Origin of the sequence: Paenibacillus sp. KS-LC4, from assembly GCF_036894955.1 — a bacterium.
In the GTDB taxonomy this organism is placed as follows: domain Bacteria; phylum Bacillota; class Bacilli; order Paenibacillales; family Paenibacillaceae; genus Pristimantibacillus.
Genome location: NZ_CP145905.1, coordinates 4,155,676 through 4,171,800, shown reverse-complemented (window position 1 = coordinate 4,171,800; position 16,125 = coordinate 4,155,676). Strand labels below are relative to the sequence as shown.

The 16,125-nt window shown below is 49.4% G+C and carries 13 protein-coding genes; 9 read left to right on the top strand and 4 right to left on the bottom strand.

What is annotated here, in order from left to right; genetic code table 11:
- Window positions 1–207 precede the first annotated feature (207 nt).
- From V5J77_RS17590 to V5J77_RS17580, 3 genes are all read left to right on the top strand, one after another.
- Complete coding sequence (locus V5J77_RS17590) at window positions 208–1,311, top strand: MBL fold metallo-hydrolase (RefSeq protein ID WP_338552108.1); 1,104 nt, start codon at window positions 208–210, stop codon at window positions 1,309–1,311.
- Between the two features lie 166 nt (window positions 1,312–1,477).
- Window positions 1,478–1,612, top strand: coding sequence for a hypothetical protein (locus tag V5J77_RS17585; protein ID WP_338552107.1), 135 nt, complete (start codon window positions 1,478–1,480; stop codon window positions 1,610–1,612).
- Window positions 1,613–1,799: 187 nt separating this feature from the next.
- Window positions 1,800–2,501, top strand: a complete 702-nt coding sequence (locus V5J77_RS17580) for a metal-dependent hydrolase (RefSeq protein ID WP_338552106.1) — start codon at window positions 1,800–1,802, stop codon at window positions 2,499–2,501.
- An 89-nt stretch (window positions 2,502–2,590) separates the two neighbouring features.
- Here the strand turns inward: V5J77_RS17580 and V5J77_RS17575 are convergent, their stop codons facing one another.
- From V5J77_RS17575 to V5J77_RS17565, 3 genes are read right to left on the bottom strand one after another with little or no spacing between them, the layout of a single operon-like run.
- Entirely contained in the window at window positions 2,591–3,712 is a 1,122-nt protein-coding gene (locus tag V5J77_RS17575) for a Ger(x)C family spore germination protein (protein WP_338552105.1), read from the bottom strand.
- Entirely contained in the window at window positions 3,709–4,812 is a 1,104-nt protein-coding gene (locus tag V5J77_RS17570) for an endospore germination permease (protein ID WP_338552104.1), read from the bottom strand. The genes V5J77_RS17575 and V5J77_RS17570 overlap by 4 nt, the downstream gene beginning before the upstream one ends.
- Complete coding sequence (locus tag V5J77_RS17565) at window positions 4,809–6,308, bottom strand: spore germination protein (protein WP_338552103.1); 1,500 nt, start codon at window positions 6,306–6,308, stop codon at window positions 4,809–4,811. The genes V5J77_RS17570 and V5J77_RS17565 overlap by 4 nt, the downstream gene beginning before the upstream one ends.
- Before the next feature lie 229 nt (window positions 6,309–6,537).
- Between V5J77_RS17565 and V5J77_RS17560 the strand changes: the two genes are divergently transcribed.
- From V5J77_RS17560 to V5J77_RS17535, 6 genes are all read left to right on the top strand, one after another.
- Window positions 6,538–8,163, top strand: coding sequence for a helix-turn-helix domain-containing protein (locus V5J77_RS17560; protein WP_338552102.1), 1,626 nt, complete (start codon window positions 6,538–6,540; stop codon window positions 8,161–8,163).
- Between the two features lie 130 nt (window positions 8,164–8,293).
- Window positions 8,294–9,298, top strand: a complete 1,005-nt coding sequence (locus tag V5J77_RS17555) for an iron ABC transporter permease (protein ID WP_338552101.1) — start codon at window positions 8,294–8,296, stop codon at window positions 9,296–9,298.
- 2 nt (window positions 9,299–9,300) lie between these two features.
- Window positions 9,301–10,317 carry an iron ABC transporter permease gene (locus tag V5J77_RS17550; protein ID WP_338552100.1) on the top strand — a complete coding sequence of 339 codons (1,017 nt, stop codon included), beginning with the start codon at window positions 9,301–9,303 and terminating at the stop codon, window positions 10,315–10,317.
- A 134-nt stretch (window positions 10,318–10,451) separates the two neighbouring features.
- Window positions 10,452–11,438: an iron-hydroxamate ABC transporter substrate-binding protein gene (locus V5J77_RS17545; protein ID WP_338552099.1), complete on the top strand. Its 987-nt coding sequence runs from the start codon at window positions 10,452–10,454 to the stop codon at window positions 11,436–11,438.
- Between the two features lie 301 nt (window positions 11,439–11,739).
- Window positions 11,740–14,025 (top strand): glycoside hydrolase family 3 N-terminal domain-containing protein, encoded by a 2,286-nt coding sequence (locus tag V5J77_RS17540; RefSeq protein ID WP_338552098.1) that lies wholly within the window; start codon window positions 11,740–11,742, stop codon window positions 14,023–14,025.
- Window positions 14,026–14,209: 184 nt separating this feature from the next.
- Window positions 14,210–14,884: an NAD(P)H-dependent oxidoreductase gene (locus tag V5J77_RS17535; RefSeq protein ID WP_338552097.1), complete on the top strand. Its 675-nt coding sequence runs from the start codon at window positions 14,210–14,212 to the stop codon at window positions 14,882–14,884.
- A gap of 130 nt (window positions 14,885–15,014) precedes the next feature.
- Here the strand turns inward: V5J77_RS17535 and V5J77_RS17530 are convergent, their stop codons facing one another.
- The gene (locus tag V5J77_RS17530; RefSeq protein ID WP_338552096.1) at window positions 15,015–15,953 is read right to left on the bottom strand and encodes a ribose-phosphate pyrophosphokinase; all 939 of its coding nucleotides are present in this window, start codon (window positions 15,951–15,953) and stop codon (window positions 15,015–15,017) included.
- Between the last annotated feature and the right edge of the window lie 172 nt (window positions 15,954–16,125).

The window sequence follows — 16,125 nt, the reverse complement described above, 5'->3', positions numbered from 1 at the left end:
TGATACAGGGAAGCTGTGAAAAATGTTACAATCTTTTATATGCCTAGCTAACAGCAGGAAAAGCACTTAGGTTGACAATAACTGAATGATCATTTATTATTAGCGAAGGCGTTCATTGTGCGCTTTATAAACCTATTTTTAAATAAATGATTGTTCGTTTATGGAGTGTTCAGCTTTTATTATCCATCACCTAAAGGAGAAATTGCCATGCTGACTGCTATTATTGTGCTTGCTATTCTGCTGCTTGCGGTAGTGCTTGTATTAAAATTCTATCCTGCACTCGGAGGCGTGTTAACGAAGGAGCAGCGGGCGGCTTTTTCACGGTTGCCTCATTACCAGGATGGCAAGTTCAAAAATTTGAGCACAACGGTCATGGACAACAGTGCTGGGGGCTTGCTTTCCATGCTGCGAGATTATATGAAAACAAATCCGAATCGCAGTCCGCAGTCTAAGCTGCCATTGCAGCAGCTGCAATTTGGCAGGGATGATAAGGGAGAGCAAGCGCAAGTCACTTGGTTTGGACATTCGGCTATGCTGCTTGAACTGGATGGGAAGCATATTTTGCTCGATCCGATGTTTGGTCAAGCGCCATCGCCGTTTCCTTTTTTCGGAAACAAGCGTTATAGCGGTAAATTGCCGTTTGAAATTGCCGAGCTGCCGCAAATTGATGCTGTTGTTTTATCCCATGATCATTATGACCATTTGGATTATGATTCCATTCTCAAGCTTAAAAGCAAAGTTCGCCGCTTCATCGTTCCGCTCGGTGTAGGCAGCCATTTGGAGCGTTGGGGAGTAGATAAATCCATCATAACGGAGCATGACTGGTGGGAGGAGCTGGAATTTGAAGGCATTCGCTTAGCGGCTGCACCAGCCCGGCATTTTTCAGGACGAAACCTGAACAATCGGGATTCTACGTTATGGTGCTCCTGGGTGATTACAGGACGTGCAGCTAATATCTATTTTAGCGGAGATAGCGGTTATGGACCGCATTTCAAAGAAATTGGCGAGAAATATGGTCCATTTGACCTGACTCTCATGGAATGTGGACAATATGATTCGCGTTGGGCGGCGATCCATATGATGCCGGAGGAAACGGTGCAGGCCCATGTCGATGTTAAAGGGAAAACGCTGCTACCCATTCACTGGGGAGCTTTTACGCTCAGCTTTCACGATTGGAATGATCCAGTAGAGCGCGTGACGAGAGCAGCCCAGCAGTTGAATGTACAAATTGCAACGCCAATTATTGGCGAGCCGGTCGCCGTTGGAGCCAGCCGCCCTCCCTCTTCAATATGGTGGAAAACCGCGCAGTGAAGGGCTAACCAAGGTAGGATAAACTTCAAAGCCAATTTGGGTTTGTACAAATGCATGTAAAGGGAGCTTGCAGATGTTCACGATCCTGTTATATTTTCGTGCGCCATTACACCTCATACTCTCCTATAATAAGGATAGAGGTATATAGTTTAAGGGGGTGTAGGCGATGCTGGCATTATATTGCTTTTTGATTATTACGGCGTGTTTTTTTGGAGGCGTTATTTATATTATGAAAGCTGGAGCTACGATTGTTGAGGATGATTCTGCCATTCAGGATCGAATTCTTGAAGGATTGAGATAGGTTAGCGTCAAAAGGGCGGCCAGGCGATTTTTATCGCTTGGTCGCCTTTTGCTTGAAATATTAGGAAAGAATATGGTTTTTATTATAGCTCGCATTAGGTTGCATTAGGTTGCAACTGTATAGGCAGGAGCGTAATATGGAAGCGAGGACGTCAAGCTAATTTATTAGTAGAGGAGTGCAGGAAGCGATGCAAATTATTTATCATGGTCATTCTGCTGTGCAGCTCACAACAGGGGACAAGTCACTGATTATTGATCCGTTTATTAGCGGAAATGGGCAGGCGGTTACGAAACCCGAGGATATTAAAGTGAATGCTGTCCTACTGACACATGCTCATCAAGATCATATTTTGGATGCTGCGCCAATAGCTAAAGGCAATGCTGCGCCTGTTGTAGCTAATTTTGAGCTTGCGGCTTATATGTCATGGAAAGGCGTGCAGACCATACCGATGAATATCGGAGGCACCGTCAATTTAGGCTTTGCGCAGGCGAAAATGGTGCCGGCTATCCACACGTCGGGCATTATTGATGAAGAAAAGCAGACGATTACATACGGAGGCCTTGCTTCGGGCTTTATTATTCGCTCTGAAGGGCTGACGATCCTCCATGCCGGCGATACTGCTTTATTCAGCGATATGAAGCTGATTGGCGATCAAGAGGTTATTGATGTTGCCTTTATCCCTATCGGCGATCAGTTTACAATGGGGCCGGAGGAAGCGCTGCAAGCAGCGGAATGGTACCGGGCGAAGCTCATCATTCCGATTCACTATAATACGTTTGAGCCCATCAGGCAGGATGCTGAAAGCTTTGTGCAGGCTCTTGAAGCACGAGGCCTTAATGGCAAAGTGCTGGCGCCGGGCGACAAGCTCGACATCACAAAGCAGGCGTAAGAAAGCCATTTCATAAAGCCATGTTGCCCATGCTGCTGTACGTTTGAAAATAAGCCAGGCAGGCCGTCATCAAGGACAGTCTGCTTGGCTTATTTTATCGGCCCCATTGCGGAGATTTTTACCTTGGTGGAAATATGGATATCGGCCCGTGACAGCACCTCTCCCCACTCATCCTCTACTTTTTTGAATTTTTTATATTCATACGCCCTCGCATATATGCCTAGCCCAATCGGATCAATTTTGAGCTTTTGGATTTTGGCAATAAGCGCGTTGAACTGAGCGGTTAACTGCTCCTCAATCATTTTTTCAAGCTGCTTGCTGTCATGATAAACATCGAAGGGAAACAGATGCTCAGAGAGGCCAACTACTAAGCTCACTTTAATATCATATTTGAAGCGGTTGTTTTGAAAGCCCGTTTTTATTTTAGTTTTGACCTTGCCAGCAGTAAAGCTGACCATATTAGTTGCAAAGGGAGATTTTTGCGGTTCCTGCGGCAGTTGATAGGATAGGCTGAAGCCCGGCTCTGCATTTTTATGCAGGATGCGCAGCAGCACGGTTTCTTGGGCATCGAGGGTACCCTTGTACAAGCCTGCTTTTGAAATAAGCGCCGTCCCCTGAAGCCGCACCTTCCCGCCAATGATTTTGACCTGTGATACATAAGGGGTAATTCCCAGGTCTGTAAATTGTCTGTGAAGCTCATGTGCGGTCGTGCTAACCGTTTCTGAGCGGGAGCTCGTAGAATCAACCATGCCGCGCAGCAAAATAGGGAGCATAGGCTGGTCTGGCGGATTCAAATACAGCATTTCAGGCACAGATCCATCCACGACAATGACCCGATCCGTTATTGTATTTCGGGCATCGCGGTAGATGACATCAAGCATGTTGAACCAGCCCTCATAATTCATCATTCGCTTGCCAATTAATATAACCTGGTAATTTCGGCCTTGTGTTGCGCCTGAGCTTTGAGCATCCTGTGCAGCTTTGGACTGCCGCAGGGTTTTCGCCATGCCTGTTAATTCGTTGCTCTTTTTTTTAATGTTGTTGCTGAACACAGGTGCAGTTATATAAAAATGGAATTTCTCGTTTTTATCCAAATCCATTCCAAGCACAAGCGGGATATTCGCATTTTCCAAATTAAGCTGATCGCTGCAGCTGGAAAGGAAAAGAGACAATATCATAATTACAACCGTTCGAGCAAGGTTAAGGCTCATGGACTGCTCCTTTCTTTTCGCCAAAGCTTGCTTAACCACAAAAAACTAAGCATGCATATTGGGAAAATGTATTCCGCGATAAAGCCGACCGAGTTTAATGTGTTGGCTAGATAGGTGCTGACATTATAGGTGGGAAAATAAAAATACGTCCCAATAGCAATTGATATAATAAGCACTCGAAGCGGAACGATAATGCTGTCCTGCTTGAATAGCCAAGCCGTGCAGAAGGACACCAGATAAATCGTCGGAACCCAAATGAGTGAAAAGATGAATAGGTAGAAGGCAATGAAAGGAACCTCAATGCGTTCAATAAATTTAAACTCAATGGACTTTAATACGCTGATGACTGGATCATTATACAGCTTGTTTTCTTCGGGACTGAAATAAACATAGCAGGTAAGCGTGACGAACAGGTAGAGGAGTGCCGTAATGGAGTTGGCGATTACAATACCTTTACCCGCATATTGCTTGTATTTTAGATGCGGATATATTACAAAAATTTCGACCATGCCCAGCATTGGATAAATCGTTGATTTTACCGCTGCCAGCACGGGCATCCAGCCGTTTTTGACAATAGGCAGCAAATACAGCCAGTGAGCATGCTTTAACGTAAACAAGTAGATAATGGGTATCCAAAGCGACATCCATATGACAAGCTCGGCATATCTTGCCACGTTGCGGATGCCATGTCTGACAATGGAATAGGCGGGAATGAGCAGAAGCGGCATGAGTATGAACGACTGTGTAGTAGGCAGAAGCCAAGTCTTGGTAACGAGAATTGTGCGCACAAGCCCATCATACATCAAGTAGAGAAAGTAGAGCGCAAACAGCAGAGCGGCCAGCTTTCCTGCCCATTTCCCTATATACTCCGATAACAGGTCGAATAAGTTGCCATTCGGATGAAACTTCATGATATGAACAATTGAGAGCCCGGCAATCAGGCTTAGCCCCCAACCGATAATGAGAGCAATCCAGCCGTCGGTGTCTGCCGCTTCTGCTAGCCGTTTGGGCAAGCTTAGTACCGCGACGCTGACCTGGCTGCCGGAAATGATGGCAATGAACTGGAATAGCGTGATTTGCTTCCCCACGTAGCTTTTCATTCTTCATCCCCCTGAACTCGGCTTTGTCGTTGTCGTTTGGATTGTTTGGGTGCCGTGCTAAGCGGGCGCTTGTCCATGAGCCAGAGCGGGACGCGGATAAGCGTATCCTTCAAATCGGCTAGTCTCACAGGAGCGATAGGGCTGCCATAGGAGGTACCCAGTGATTTAAGGGCTATAATATGACCAAACATCGTCATAAAACCAATGACAAGGCCAACGAATCCAAACATGGAGGCCAATATCATTAAAATGAAGCGGATAAGCCGCACCGCCGCGACCATGTCATAGTTAGGCAAAATAAAGGAGGAGATGGCGGTAAAGGCGACAACGATAACCATGACGTTACTAATCAGTCCTGCCTGCACGACCGCCTGTCCAATGACGATACCGCCGACAATGCCAACGGTTTGGCCGACCGGCGCAGGCAGACGGATCCCAGCTTCCCTAAGCAGCTCTAGCGTAGTTTCCATTAGAATAGCTTCAACGAACGGGGGGAAGGGAACCTGCCCTCTGGATTCCCCGAGCGTGAGCAGCAGCTTGAGCGGAATGATCTCAAAGTGATAGGATACGACTGATATATAGATGGCGGGCAAAAAGGCAGCTGTAATAAAAGCGAACATACGCAGCAGGCGAAGAAAGGTTGCAATCGTCCAGCGCGAGCTGTAATCGTCAATATTTTGAAAGAAGGACATAAAGGTAACGGGAGCAATCAACACGTTCGGGGAACGGTCGACGACAACCGCACAGCGTCCTTGGAGCAGCTGGGAAGCGGTCGTGTCGGGGCGCTCCGTCGTGATGAGCTGCGGAAACAGTGAGAAAGGATTATCCTCGATAAACTCGCACAGCTCACCTGTATTTATGATGGCATCGACTTTGATTTGCCGAATTCGCCGCTCCAGCTCCGCCATATATTTTTCATTTGCGATATCCTCTATGTACATGATCGAAACGATCGTTCGTCCTCTTTCGCCGACCATAATCCGTTTGATTTTGAGTCCGCGGTGGGGAATATAACGCCGAATGAGGGCAATATTCAAATCGCCTGACTCCAGAAAGCCCTGATGCGCGCCCTTCAGCGATGATTCGAGCTGGGGATCTTCAATATTGCGCTGCGGCCATCCCTTTGTATCGAGAGCATAGGCTTGCTCTTCTCCATCAATAAATAAGAGGCTATTTCCCTGAAAAAATGCAAGCTCCGCTTGCTCCCAGCTGGACAAATGCCCCACATGGCCAACAGTGACAGCAATTTCCTGGCTATCCTCGCCAAGCTCTTGCTGCAGGGGACGTAGAACGTCATCATTGATCGCCGCTTTGTCATTTAAACCGTCGATGTAGATCAGAACAGCCTGCCTGCCAGATTGCTTAATAGTCAGGTGGCGGGTAATCATATCGGGCGTTTCTGTAAAAAGCTGCTGAATTTTTGCGAGATTATGCTGTAAATCGCTGCTGATGCAATCGCTATGCGGTTTGTTTTGCTCGGTTTTGTAATCAGGCATAGCGGCAGACATCCTCCCTGTCGAATTTGCTTAGGCTCAGCTATTTTTACCAGCAGAGGCAAATTGTATGCAGATGAGATCAAGCGCTAGCGGGGGATGAGCGTGCCAGCGGCGTTTTTTTTCTATATAATGAATAGCAGTATGCCGCACGCACAATCGGGATAGGCACGGCGCAAAGCATTTCAAGCTGATCTTGCCCTGCTGCGGCAATTAAGGGAGCGTCCAAGAAATGACGATATTTTTGACCGATATTTTATTGGAAATTAAACAAGCCGGGCAAGCCACTTCCTCCCCAAGCTGGGCGTATGGCAGTCAACCTCTATCCGGCCATACGCTGCTGCACGCAGCAAAAGGCAAGGGGGAGCTCATTATAAACGGAAAACAAGAGAAGCTTGCCCGCGATGGTTATTATATTTTTTCACCCAATACGACAGTGGAGCTATCTCTCCATACAACTGCTCCAGTGGAGCTAAGCTGGGTGATTTTTGATTTATTCCGCTTGAAGGAGCAGGGCGAGCATCAGCGGACTTACGAGCGCGAGCTGGAGTTTCCGGTGGAGGGACTTATTAGGCTCAAAGGAAGCCGCTTCAAGCGGCTGCTCTATTTGCTGACGGCTGAAGATAGCGGTATGGACGAGAGCAGCCGGTTTCTGGGGCAGCATTATTTGCAAGAGCTGCTGAACGGTGTTATTGCACATGCGGCTCCTATGGCAGCTAATGATTTGGAAAAGCGGCTGGAGCTGACGCTGCGCTATATGCAGTCTCATTTTCGCGAGGATATTCGAGTGGACAAGCTTGCTGATATTGCCCAGCTGCACCCGTCCTATTATTCACAGGTGTTCAAGAAGGTAATGAATAAGACGCCGGTCGCTTTTTTGACCGATTTGCGTATGAACAAGGCGAAGGAACTGCTGCTCCTGACCGATAAGCCAATTCATGATATCGCTGGTGATGTTGGCTATGGAGACGAATTTTATTTTAGCCGCCGTTTTAAGGCAACGAGCGGTTATGCGCCGACGGTGTACACGCGGAATCGGGATTTGAAAATAAGCTCGCTTTCTTATGCCTATACGGATCATCTGTTTACGCTGGGGGTGGATCTCTGCGCCGCTCAGGTCCATCCCCATCTACCAATTGTGACAAGGGAGCTGGAGCTGCCAAAGCATGCGGTTGACCATTGGGAAATTGGGCGCCAAACCTTTCTTGAAGTGCAGCCGGATTTATTTGTTTGCAAGGATAATGTGCTGGCAAAGGCGCTGAAGCATGTGAATGATGTGGCGCCAATCGTAGGCATTCCTTGGACAACGATGGATATATACAGCCATATGCATGAGCTGGCTGAGCTGACGGGCAAGCAGGAGGCTGCGCGAAAATGGCGGGATCGCCATGAACGCAAGGCGTTGCAGCTGCGAAGAAGCTTGATGCGTTCTTTGTCCATAGGCACGACAGCAACGATTTGCGTCGCGCGGCAGGAGGAGCTGCGCATTTATGGCACCCGCAATATTGGACATGTGCTTTATCGCTCGCTGCAGCTGTCACCGCCTGCCAAAATTCGTGAAAAGCTTCAGCAGCATGCGCCTGGAACAGGCTTCAACTGGGTTTCAATAACGCCCGAGGAGCTGGCCGGTTATGAAGCTGATTATTTGTTTCTCGCTTTCTCAAACGAGGCGGAGCATAAGCTTCTGGTAGCCTTGCTGAAAACGAGTCCGGTGTGGAAAAGCTTTCCGGCCGTGAAAAATAATCGTGTATATTTCCTCGATAAAACAAAATGGATCGTCTACGCCCCTTATGGCATTGATTTGCAGATGGAGGAAGTCGGGCAATTGCTGCTGTCGCCGAATAGATTATCGTTGTAAACCTGAGAATAATCCATATGGCGATCTTGAATTATGTCATGTACGGGAAAGCAGGAATCGTTATAATGAAGAAGATTGTGATAATGATTATCAATATTGATATTTGGGGAGGCTTTACGGGTAAAGGCGTATGAAATGGAACAAGGGATATACGATCAGCTTATCGCTTAGCGCAGGCTGCGCATGGCTTGTGTTCTCACTGTTTATGGCAGTATCGAGTGGCGCGAAGGAAATGGATTTGTATACGGTCTGGACGGCTGTTTTTGATTATAATGCCAGCTTGACGCCGCATCAAATTATTCATGAGCTGAGACTGCCACGTGTGCTGGGCGCCGCACTTACGGGTATGGCATTTGCTGTAGCAGGCGCTATTATGCAGGGGGTAACCCGCAATCCGATGGCGGATACGGGCTTGCTCGGCGTAAATGCCGGAGCGGCCTTCGTTGTGGCGCTTTGCTTTGCGCTGCTTCCTTCATTATCCTATTCGCATGTAATGCTGCTATCCTTCATTGGCGCCGCTTTAAGCACCTTGTTCATCATGCTGCTGGGCTCGGCGGCTCCGGGCGGGCTAACGTCGCTGCGGCTAACGATTGCAGGCGCTGTAGTTGCTGCTATTTTGCATTCGCTAAGCACAGGCATTGCGATTTATTTTGACCTCAGCCAGGATTTGGCTTTCTGGTATGCAGGCGGTGTTGCGGGAATAAAGTGGGTGCACTTGAAGCTGCTTGCCCCCGTTATACTGGCTGGTCTTGCAGGTGCGATGCTGCTCGGACGTCCCATTACGTTTCTTTCCCTTGGTGAAGAAGCGGCAACGGGACTCGGCATTAAAACAGCCCGCATCCGCATTCTCGGCCTGCTCATAGCTGTAGTGCTGGCTGGAGCTTCGGTGTCAGCCGCAGGCTCTATCGCTTTTGTCGGGCTTGTTATTCCACATATAGCCCGCAGAATCGTCGGTGTCGATTACCGGTTTGTGCTGCCGTTTTCAGCGCTGCTTGGCGGAAGTCTGCTCGTCTGGGCTGATTTTGCAGCGCGGATGGTCAATCCGCCGCGGGAATTTGCTATTGGTGCGATGGTCGCGATGGTCGGCGTTCCATTTTTCCTCTATTTAGCACGTAAAGAGAGGAGGGAGCTTTAGTCATGGAACCATCGGCATATCGGGCTCGCAGGGCGATTACGGTCAGCGTCGTCATGTTTATTTTAGCCATTGTAGTCATTTTGATCGGCTTAAACACAGGGACTATTCGCTTATCGCCACTTGCGGTATGGCAGACGCTGCTGGGCGGGGGAACGACGGAGGAGCAAATGATTTTGTTCGATTACCGGCTGCCGCGTATCGTTGTAACGATGCTTGGCGGCATCGGGCTTGGCGTTGCCGGGGCAGTGTTGCAGGGCGTATCGCGCAATGCGCTGGCTGATCCGGGTATTTTGGGCCTGCATGCCGGAGCCGCCTTCGGACTAATCGTATTTGTATCCTTCTTTCGGACGATGGAAGGCTCGCTTGCGATGCTCATTCCGATGTTCACCTTTGCCGGGGGCAGCGTAATCGCCATCGTCATTATTTTGCTGGCGTATGACAGGCAGCGGGGCATTATGCCGATCCGGCTTATTCTTGTGGGGATTGCGATAGAAGCAGGTGTCAGTGCGCTTACGCTGTTTCTCTCCCTTAAGCTGGACCCGGATACATATGCGTTTGCGGCACGTTGGCTGGCGGGAAGCGTATGGGGCAGAGATTGGATTAACGTTTGGGCGCTGCTGCCGTGGATCGTCATTTTGGTGCCGATTGTTTATTTAAAATCGAAGACGCTGGATTTGTTCAGCTTTGGCGATGAAATCGCTTCAGGAGTGGGCAGCAGCGTTACGCGAAATCGGCTGCTCATGATGATCCTTGCCGTAGCTTTGTCCTGCGCCAGCGTCTCCATGACTGGCGGTATTGGCTTTATCGGTCTTGTAGCTCCACATTTGGCAAGCAGGCTAGCGGGCCCTCAGCATCGCTATTTTTTGCCGGCGGCGGCTAGCATCGGACTTGTAATACTCGTAACCGCGGATACCATTGGACGCTCTATTTTTCAGCCTAACGCGATTCCGGCGGGTGTCATCGTTGCACTTATCGGCGGTCCATATTTTCTGTACATGCTGTTCAGGAAAAAAGTTTGAGAGGTGCAGAGTAGCGCTTGCAATATAGGGTTGTGCTGGTTGTGCAGGTAAAACTAGTAGGGAAGCTTTCACAATTTGAATCATTAGACGCTGAACGAACGTTCAGACGATGAATACGGGGGACTTAACGAGTTATGAAAAAATCACTATTTTCTTCTAAAGCGCTGCTGACGCTAATCAGCCTGATGGTTGTCACCATGCTGGCGGCTTGTGGACAAGCTGCCTCGCCACAAAGCACAAATGGAGGCCATGCAGGCCAGGGCGCCGAAGCTTCTGCAGAAGCAAGCGCTTCACCGAGTGCTGGGCAAGTGGAGCCGCATGGACCTGATGTGAAAATTGCCTCCATGTCGATTCATATCACGAACAATTTGCTTGCTCTTGGTATTAAGCCAGCTGGCTCGGTTGTTGGCGGCGACGTGAAGGATTTCCTTCCCCACGTAGCGGATCGTCTGGAAGGAACGGCGAAGCTTGGCGTCGTTACAGATCCGGATATGGAAGCTGTGCTGGCGCTGAAGCCGGATGTTATCTACATTGATGAGGTATATTCCGGCGCAGACCTTGCCAAATTCGAGAAGATTGCTCCGACCATTTCCATTGATATGGACAATGGCACATGGAGAGATCATTTAAAGCGAATTGCCGAGCATGTCGACAAGCAGGCAGAAGCAGAGCAGTTTATTAAAGATTATGAAGCAAAAGCAGCTAGCGTAAAGACGCTGATTAGCAGCAAGCTTGGTGCCGATGCCAAGGTGATGGCGATTCGTACAACAGCGAAGGAGCTGCGCGTCATGGGCATGAAACGTCCGGTAGGACCGATTATGTTTGAGGATTTGGGGCTGACTCCAGCAACTGGCGTTGAAAAAATTAAGGATGAGCCCTATGCGGTTATATCGCAGGAGGTGCTGCCCGATTTTGATGCGGATGCCATTTTCGTCATCATCAGCAAAGGCAATGAGGCGAAAGCGAATTTTGAGCAGCTGGAGCAAAATCCGGTATGGCTTAACTTAAAAGCGGTGAAAAACAATCACGTTTATGTGCTTGACGGGCAAAAATGGCTCGATTATTCGTCGCTAGGCCACAGCATGGCGCTTGACGATGCCCAAAGCTTGTTTGAGAAATAAATGAGTCAGGCTGAGGGATGTCCTAATAAAAGGTGACGGGAAGGAAGTCACCGTCTGATCTGCTAATGGCTGCGGAGCGCGAATGGGCTCTACGGCCTTTTTTTCAAACGATAAAAATGTTTAAGCTTCTCGGAATGAAACGCGCCGCCTCGCCAAAGGATGGAGACAGCCGTTTCACCTTGAAAATAGTCTTAAAATCACAACTAAAAAGTCGGAATACGATTAGCCTGAGCAAGGCCACATTCGCTATAATTATAAGGGAAGCAAGGCATCTACAGGCACGCGAAAGGATGGGATTGGTTTGGCAGACGAGCGTGATCAGGCTACTACTATTCAATATATTTACAATGAAAATGGGCCGAAGCTTGGCTATTCGACTTTGTCAGGCGTCCGTATTTTGGAGCAGGACGGCTTTTATTTTAAAGATTTGAACAAGGACGGCAAGCTGGACAAATATGAGGATTGGCGGCTTAGTCCGCAGGAGCGGGCGGAGGATCTCGCTTCGAAAATGAGCGTCGAGCAAATCGCGGGGCTTATGCTCTACAGCAGCCATCAGGCCGTTCCAGCGAGCCTGGGCTGGCAAGGGGGCACTTATGGAGGGAAGGCATTTGCCGATAGCGGTGCGGGCTCACATGCGCTGACGGATCAGCAGCTTGCTTTTCTGAAGCAGGATCATTTACGCCATGTGCTGCTGACGATGGTGGAAAGCCCGGAAACAGCGGCGCATTGGAACAATACGATGCAGGCATATGTTGAAGGCTTAGGGCTGGGCATTCCGGTAAATACGAGCTCTGACCCCCGGCATGCAACGGATTCGTCGAAGGAATTTAATGCTGGTGCTGGCGGCAGCATTTCAATGTGGCCGGAGACGATGGGGCTTGCCGCAACGTTCGATCCAGAGGAGGCGAAGAAATTCGGCGAGGTTGCAGCGAAGGAGTATCGGGCGCTAGGCATTGGCACGGCGTTGTCGCCGCAGGTCGATATTGGCACCGATCCACGCTGGTTCCGATTCGGCATGACCTTTGGCGAAGATCCCCAGCTGTCCACGGATATGGGCCGTGCATATATTGACGGCTTCCAGACGTCGGAGGGCGAGCAAGAAATAGCCGAAGGCTGGGGCTATGACAGCGTAAATGCGATGGTCAAGCATTGGCCGGGCGGCGGCTCGGGCGAAGGCGGCAGAGATGCACATTTTGGCTATGGCAAATATGCCGTGTATCCGGGCGAGCAGTTTGAGCAGCATTTGCGTCCTTTTACGGAAGGGGCGTTCAAGCTCGCTGGCAAGACCGGCAAAGCCTCTGCGGTTATGCCTTATTATACGATTTCGCAAGGACAAGACCCCGTTAATGGCGAGGAGGTTGGCAACTCCTACAACAGCTACCTCATAAATGATTTGCTGCGCGAGCAGTACGGCTACGATGGCGTCGTCTGCACGGACTGGGGTATTACCGCAGATGAAGGCGATGATATTACGAGGCTGATGAGCGGCGGTCGCTGCTGGGGTGTCGAGGAAGGCTACAGCGTAGCAGAGCGTCACTACAAGCTGCTGATGGCTGGCGTTGACCAATTTGGCGGCAACAATGAGACGGGGCCGGTAATTGAAGCTTATCACATCGGCGTGCAGCAGCATGGAGAGGCATTCATGCGCAGCCGTTTCGAGCAATCGGCGGTGCGGCTGCTGAAAAATATTTTCCGGCTTGGCCTTTTTGAAAATCCTTATTTGGACGTAGCGCAGACGACTGCGACGGTCGGTTCCCCATCCTTCATGGCGGCGGGCTACGAAGCGCAGCTGAAGTCGATGGTGCTGTTGAAAAATAAAGGGCAAACGCTGCCGCTGTCTGCCGCAAGCGGACGCCGTACGGTCTATATTCCCCGTAAATTTAGACCGGAGGGTGCGAGCTGGCTAGGGCTGCCAACGCCGTCCTTTGAGGGATATCCGATTAGTGTAGCTATGGTCCAGAAGTATTTTGATGTGACCGACAATCCGGAGCTGGCGGATTTCGCCTTGGTGTGCATAGAAAGCCCGCATAGCACGATGGGCTACAGCAAGGCAGATGCTGAAGCGGGCGGAAATGGCTATGTGCCGGTCAGCCTTCAATACCGCCCCTATACGGCCGTACATGCACGTGAGACGAGCCTTGCTGGCGATGCGCGTGATGTGCTGAATCGTACCTACAAAGGGAAGACGGTTACCGTTGCCAATGAATCCGATCTGGATATGGTGCTGGACACGAAAGCGAAAATGAAGGGCAAGCCCGTCATCGTTTCGATTACGCTCAGCAATCCGGCGGTAGTCGCTGAATTTGAAGCGGAGGCTGACGCTATTATTGCCCATTTTGGCTTGCAGGAGCAAGCGCTTCTGGAGACGATCATCGGCGCTTCCGAGCCGTCAGGCCTGCTGCCCTTCCAAATGCCGCGAGACATGGTGGCGGTGGAGGAGCAGCTTGAAGACACGCCGCATGATATGGATGTGTATGTCGATACAGCAGGCCATGCCTATGACTTTGGCTACGGACTGAACTGGAGCGGTGTCATTCAAGATGCAAGAACGGCGAAATATGCAGGCGGCAAGCGCACTACAAATTAACTTTTGACCATCCTTATAGAAGCGGTAGTCTGTAACACCCGCCACTGTCAGGGAACTGACGCTGGCGGGCTTTGCTTGTTTGTCCCATGAACGGGCAAAATGCTTGGAGACGTAAAGGTGCTTGCTTGCAAGCCGCTGCACATTTTATTAAAATTAATGTATCGGTTAAGAGAGGAAGCGAAGCATGGACAACTACGAAGCAACAAAGCAGCAAATACTGGATGCCTTATGGTTTAGGCATGCGACGAAGGAATTTGACCCTGCGCGAAAAATTTCCGATGAGGATTTTCAGTTTATTTTGGAAACAGGCAGATTGTCACCTAGCTCTATTGGGCTGGAGCCTTGGAAGTTTGTCATTCTCCAAAATCAGGCGCTTCGGGCGAAGCTGGCTGACGTATCCTGGGGAGCGAGGAAGCAACTGGAAACAGCGAGTCATTTTATTGTTTTCCTAGCCCGCCGCAATGTGCGCTATGATTCAGATTATATGAAATATATGTATACGCAGGTTAAAGGAATGCGCGAGGACGTTTATCAGAAGGTTCCTGTTATTTATAAGTCTTTTCAGGAGTCCGATCTGCACTTGCTTGATAATGAGCGCACTTTGCTGGATTGGTCGTCGAAGCAGACGTATATACCACTGGCCAACATGATGACCGCTGCTGCGCAAATTGGTATTGATTCCTGCCCGATTGAGGGCTTTAATCTGGATCAGGCGCATGCGATTTTGGATGGAGAGGGACTGCTGGAGGGCGGGAATTTGGAAGTGTCTGTGATGGCTGCTTTTGGCTACCGGCTTGCTGAGCCGAAGCGTCCGAAATCAAGGCTGCCATTAGAGGATATCGTGCAGTGGGTGAACTAAGCCTCGATAATGGATAAGGATATAATACTTACGGCAATAGTCAAAAATAAAACGCATCGTCCTGCTGCTTGTTGCAGCTGAACGATGCGTTTTTGTGTTGCCGCAAGCGCGGCTTGCAGCGCTTAAAGGCTTAGCCGCCGATTTTGAAAAGCTTATCGAGCGAGCCGCCTTCGGAAATGATTTTAATGGCGGTTGCGATGAGCGGCGACATTGGCAGTACGAAAAATTTGTCTGAATGATCGCCTAGCGCAATCGTATCCGTTACAACCACTTGACGAATGTTCGGATGCGTCAGCTTTTGGATGGCGTTGGCCGAGAATAGGCCGTGCGTTGCGCAAACATAGGCATCATGGGCGCCTTTTTTGTGGAGCGCTTCAACGACGTTTACGATGGTGCTGCCTGTATCAATCAAATCCTCAATAATAATCGGCGTCATGCCTTCCACTTCACCGATAATATGGGTAATTTCCGACTGGTTATGAGCCGGGCGGTTTTTGATCATAATGGCAAACGGGCAATCCAAATAGTTCGCCAGCTTCTCTGCTGTTGATGCTCGTCCGGCATCTGGCGAAACGACGACAGGATTGACGATATTTTGGCTTTTCAAATGTCTGATAATGAGATCCAGAGCGGTCAGATGATCAACCGGAATTTCGAAAAAGCCTTGAATAGGATCTGCATGCAAATCCACGGTAATGATGCGATGAGCGCCGACCGTAGTCAGCACATCAGCAACCAGCTTGGCAGAAATCGGCTCACGAGGAGCGGATTTGCGTTCTTGGCGCGCATATCCATAATAAGGAATGACAAGATTAATGGTCTTGGCGGAAGCGCGCTTCGCCGCATCAATCATAATCATCAATTCCACTAAATGTTCATTAACCGGATGGGACAGTGCTTGTACAATAAAGACATGGCATGTCCGAATAGGTTCTTCATAAGATACGTGAATTTCGCCGCTTTGCTGGCGAGATATGGCGACACTGCCAAGCGGAATACCGAGTGAACTACATATCTCCTCGGCAAGCGCGCGATTGGATGACCCCGAAAATATTTTTACCTTCTGCATTGTGCTTGCTCCTCCTTAAAGTTTTGCGTAGCAAAACTGCTTCGAAAGCATAAGCTTAAGTTTTGCGTAGCAAAACTGCTTCGAACGCGTAAACTTAAGTTTCGCTACGAAAAACTACTACATTCCATTATACATTGAAGGAGGTCAGATTCAAGTCATAGTTCGCTCGACT

Excerpts from the sequence above, each read along its gene's own strand:
- V5J77_RS17580 (WP_338552106.1), top strand. The coding sequence starts at position 1,800 with ATGCAAATTATTTATCATGGTCATTCTGCTGTGCAGCTCACAACAGGG.
- V5J77_RS17545 (WP_338552099.1), top strand. The coding sequence starts at position 10,452 with ATGAAAAAATCACTATTTTCTTCTAAAGCGCTGCTGACGCTAATCAGC.
- V5J77_RS17565 (WP_338552103.1), bottom strand. The coding sequence starts at position 6,308 with ATGCCTGATTACAAAACCGAGCAAAACAAACCGCATAGCGATTGCATC.
- V5J77_RS17590 (WP_338552108.1), top strand. The coding sequence starts at position 208 with ATGCTGACTGCTATTATTGTGCTTGCTATTCTGCTGCTTGCGGTAGTG.
- V5J77_RS17570 (WP_338552104.1), bottom strand. The coding sequence starts at position 4,812 with ATGAAAAGCTACGTGGGGAAGCAAATCACGCTATTCCAGTTCATTGCC.
- V5J77_RS17530 (WP_338552096.1), bottom strand. The coding sequence starts at position 15,953 with ATGCAGAAGGTAAAAATATTTTCGGGGTCATCCAATCGCGCGCTTGCC.
- V5J77_RS17550 (WP_338552100.1), top strand. The coding sequence starts at position 9,301 with ATGGAACCATCGGCATATCGGGCTCGCAGGGCGATTACGGTCAGCGTC.
- V5J77_RS17535 (WP_338552097.1), top strand. The coding sequence starts at position 14,210 with ATGGACAACTACGAAGCAACAAAGCAGCAAATACTGGATGCCTTATGG.
- V5J77_RS17560 (WP_338552102.1), top strand. The coding sequence starts at position 6,538 with ATGACGATATTTTTGACCGATATTTTATTGGAAATTAAACAAGCCGGG.
- V5J77_RS17555 (WP_338552101.1), top strand. The coding sequence starts at position 8,294 with ATGAAATGGAACAAGGGATATACGATCAGCTTATCGCTTAGCGCAGGC.
- V5J77_RS17585 (WP_338552107.1), top strand. The coding sequence starts at position 1,478 with ATGCTGGCATTATATTGCTTTTTGATTATTACGGCGTGTTTTTTTGGA.
- V5J77_RS17575 (WP_338552105.1), bottom strand. The coding sequence starts at position 3,712 with ATGAGCCTTAACCTTGCTCGAACGGTTGTAATTATGATATTGTCTCTT.